At 38.4% G+C, this 4,156-nt stretch carries 3 protein-coding genes; 2 read left to right on the top strand and 1 reads right to left on the bottom strand.

All coding sequences use genetic code 11. From position 1 onward, the window contains the following. The first annotated feature begins 287 nt into the window (after positions 1-287). On the top strand, positions 288-1,169 hold the full coding sequence (glyQ, locus tag DKM50_04330; protein ID PZM82115.1) for a glycine--tRNA ligase subunit alpha: 882 nt from the start codon (positions 288-290) through the stop codon (positions 1,167-1,169). Next, a complete protein-coding gene (locus DKM50_04325) occupies positions 1,162-3,210 on the top strand; it encodes a glycine--tRNA ligase subunit beta (GenBank protein ID PZM82114.1) in 2,049 nt (682 codons plus the stop codon). Before glyQ ends, DKM50_04325 begins: the two co-directional genes overlap by 8 nt. On the opposite strand, the gene DKM50_04320 is transcribed toward DKM50_04325, so the two are convergent. Beyond that, on the bottom strand, positions 3,203-4,027 hold the full coding sequence (locus DKM50_04320; GenBank protein PZM82113.1) for a hypothetical protein: 825 nt from the start codon (positions 4,025-4,027) through the stop codon (positions 3,203-3,205). The two genes, DKM50_04325 and DKM50_04320, sit on opposite strands and share 8 nt — an antisense overlap. Positions 4,028-4,156: the final 129 nt, after the last annotated feature.

The raw sequence follows: 4,156 nt of genomic DNA, 5'->3' as shown, positions 1-4,156 counted from the left end.
ATAGGGAGCGACTCGTCCCTATTATAATCATCCCAATAGGGATACTTTATTGCCTGAACTCAATGTTTATCAGCGCTAAAACTCATAATTAGAACTGCTGCTTTTTAGATGCAATATTGGTGAGGTTGCTGCCTGTAATTAAAATAATTATCAGAGAAAAAAACGCGAAAATTATTTCGATTTTGAGTAATTCTTGTTATTTTTCATAAAATATTTGTATTATATTATTTTTTATTGTAAAATTTTTTAAGATTAAAAAAATTAACAATCTAAAAGGGTTCTAACATATGAATTTTCAAGAATTAATATATAAACTACAGCAGTTTTGGATGCAGCAAAATTGCATCGTTATGCAGCCATACGATATCGAGAAAGGGGCAGGAACGATGAATCCCGCTACTTTCTTGCGTGTTTTAGGGCCGGAACCGTGGAATGTTGCGTATGTTGAACCTTCGCGAAGACCTACTGATGGAAGGTATGGAGAGAACCCAAATAGGCTGCAGCATTATTTTCAGTTTCAAGTTATTCTCAAACCTTCACCTTTGAATGTGCAAGACTTGTATCTTGATAGTTTGCGGCTTCTTGGGATTATCCCTGAAGAACATGATATCCGTTTTGTAGAAGATAACTGGGAGTCGCCGACGCTTGGTGCATGGGGCGTTGGTTGGGAAGTATGGCTTGACGGCATGGAAGTAACTCAATTTACATATTTCCAGCAATGTGGAGGACTTGATCTTAATCCGATTTCTGTTGAAATTACCTATGGAATCGAGCGGCTTGCCATGTACATCCAGAAGGTTGAGAGTATTTTTGATATTAAATGGGCCGGTAATATTACATATGGAGACATTTACCTGCAAAATGAAAAAGAACAAAGCATCTATAACTTTGAGATAGCAGACACTGAAATGCTTTTTAGAACTTTTGAAGGATACGAAAAAGAAGCATTCAGGATAATTGACCGAAAAATTGTATTGCCAGCTTATGACTGTTGCCTGAAATGTTCTCACCTCTTTAATTTGCTCGATGCCAGAGGCGCAATATCTGTTACTGAAAGAGTGGGGTACATCGCTCGCATTCGGAAGCTGGCGAGAAAATGTGCAGAACTATATGTTGCAGAGCGAGAAGCTTTGCAATTCCCTTTGATAAAGGAGCCTAATAATGCCTGATTTGCTACTTGAAATAGGGACCGAAGAAATCCCCGCGCGGTTTTTGCCTAAGATAGAACAAGAATTATCAGAGAGTATTGTAAATGAGCTGACTTCAAATAGAATTGCTTTTTCTCAAGTATCTGTGATGACGACTTTTCGAAGAATAGCCATAATTGGAAGAGAATTATCTACGCTCCAGGAGGACATGGTTTCTGAGATTAAAGGCCCTCCCGGCAAAGTTGCTTATGATGATACTGGTAGTCCGACGAAGGCAGCTTCCGGGTTCGCTGCAAGTCAGAATGTGCCGGTGCAGGAGCTGTTCGTTCGTGATAATTATGTATATGCCACTGTGTTCAAAAAAGGAGAAGAAACTGAAAAGGTACTTCCTGGAATTATAATTAATTTGCTGCAAAAAATTCACATGCCTATAGCTATGAGATGGGGATACGAGCCGCAGCAATTCATACGTCCGGTACATTGGATTGTTTTCCTTTGGGATCATGTGGTCCTTCCTTTAACTTTTGCCGGTATAACATCAGGAAATATGACTCAGGGCCATCGGATTTTTTCTGCTAGAGATGATAAGGGCTGGGCTAAAGAGATAATCGTCGATGCCATTGATAATTACGAAAACCTTTTACAGCAAGAAAAAGTTATCGTTAATCCTGAGAAGAGAAAATCCATAATAATTGATGCGATAAAAACTATTTCCGCGCAAGAAAAAATTGAACCGATAATTGAGAATGACAAGTTAATTGAAGAAGTCATGTATTTGACAGAATACCCTACAGTTCTTTTATCAAAGTTTCCAGAGGAATTCTTGGATATCCCAGAAGAAGTTCTCATTACTACCATGCAAAAGAATCAAAAGTATTTTCCTGCGAAAGTTAATGGGAAATTAACCAATAAGTATTTCATCGTAGCTGAGAATGCAACGCAAATCAGTTCTCAAAATATATTGGCAGGAAATAACCGGGTTCTTATTGCTCGATTAGAAGATGCAAAGTTCTTCTTTGATGAAGATAAAAAGGTCCCACTCGAAAGCTTGCTTCAGAAGTTAAAAACGATTGTTTATCAAGAGAAATTGGGGTCTCTGTATGAGAAGATAGAGAGAGATTATCAGATAGCTCAATGGTTAAATATACATGTTTTTTCAGCGGCTTACCCTGATGAAAAAATCAAAGAAGCCATTTTTTTGATGAAGGTAGACCTTGTCACCCATATGGTATACGAATTTCCCGAGCTTCAAGGAATTATGGGACAAAAATATGCCTTGTATTTTGAGAAAGAGGTGGAAGTGGCACAAGCTATATTTGAACACTATCTGCCACGCTATGCCGGAGACAGTTTGCCCATGACTAATTTGGGAAAGATATGCAGTATATCTGACAAGCTTGATAGTATTGTCGGTTGTTTTAGTATCGGAGTTATTCCCACTGGTTCCGCGGATCCTTATGCGCTAAGAAGGGCAGCTCAAGGTGTTGTTACTATTATCATGCATAACGAACTCGATTTAAATTTATCTGATCTGATAACTTTTGCAGAGAGCCTGTTTAAAGACAAAAAAACCAATGCTATCCTTGATTTCTTTTTGCAGCGGCTTAGAAATGCTTTTATTGACCAAGGATTTTCGTATGATATAGTTGATGCGGTACTCGCTGCTGAAAAAAACAATATTATTAGAATCCGCCAATGCCTCGAAGTGATCGCAGCCCATAGAGGAAGTGCAATGTTTAAGGAGCTTGCTGAAACTGCTGTGAGGTTAGGGAGAATATCGGATTCATCGTGTAACGATGTTAGTCCTGAACTGTTTCAGGAAGCCGAAGAGCAATCGTTATTCAGTCATTATTTCGCAATTAAAAAGGCCAATGAAGCAGCCTCTGATTTCTCAGCAATATATAAAAACCTTGAGAATCTGGTTCCTTCTGTGAAAGCTTTTTTTGATAAAGTCATGGTAATGGCAGAAAATGAAGAAATCCGTAAAAACCGACTGGCATTAGTTAAAAATATTTATGAAGAGTATTGCCGATTGGCTGATTTCGAGAAAATTGTTATTTAATAAGGCTTAGAATTTGAGGGAGAGCTTTTTCTGTCGTGCGTTCTCCTAATTCGATTAATCGATTGGCTTTGTCCTTATCAAACGAATAGATCTCTTCTGTTACAGGTTCGATTACTATATGTGCTTTTTGTTTTCCCTGTGCTGAGTTTGTTTTGAGCAGCAGATCAATTGACCGGTCAACAAGCTGGAGCAAATTCCGAGGGTTAAAAATAACATTTTTATGAGGAATTACGTCAACAGCAATAGCAACGCTTGGATTCATCTTCAGCAACTCGGTAACCGGAACATTTTCTACGAGTCCGCCGTCAAAAATCAAATTCCTTGGTTTGTCCAAGGGAGCAAAGATGCCCGGGAATTGGCAGCTAGCCCTAATCGCCTCCATCAAAGGACCTTCTTTGTAAACTATTGGGTTCCCTGTAGTTATATCTGTTGCCAGAGCTCTAAACGGAATATGTAAATTTTTAAAATCGTTGACCTTGATTATATCAAGAATGAAGTCTGCGAGTGCTTTGTTCGAAGCGATTCCGCCTCTCGTCGGAATAAGAGAGACTAACTGGTTCCATTTTAGCTTTTGTGCAAGTTCTTCAAGTGTTGAAGCAGATAACCCTGTAGCGTAGAGTGCACCTATAATGCTTCCAACACTTACCCCGGTAATACAATCAATCGGGATGCGGTTTTTTTCGAAAACCTTTAAAACTCCAATATGAGCAAGGCCTCTGGCAGCGCCTCCTCCTAGTGCTAACCCTATCGTTTGCTTTTTTTTTAGAATATTGAACATACTAAAATTATACATTATTAATAAAATAATTTTAAGCAACGCAATAGACCTTCTTTTTTCATTGCTGGTGTAATATCCTAAAATAAAGCAACTAAAACGTCCTGCATTTTCTCAAGATAACCCAACCTGAAAAGATACTTTCCATAATTAAAACAACCTAATGGATAA

The sequence above is a fragment of the Candidatus Margulisiibacteriota bacterium genome, from assembly GCA_003242895.1.
Lineage (GTDB): Bacteria > Margulisbacteria > Riflemargulisbacteria > GWF2-39-127 > GWF2-39-127 > GWF2-39-127.
Note: the sequence above shows the minus strand (reverse complement) of the source record. Positions and strands in the feature narration are given on the sequence as shown.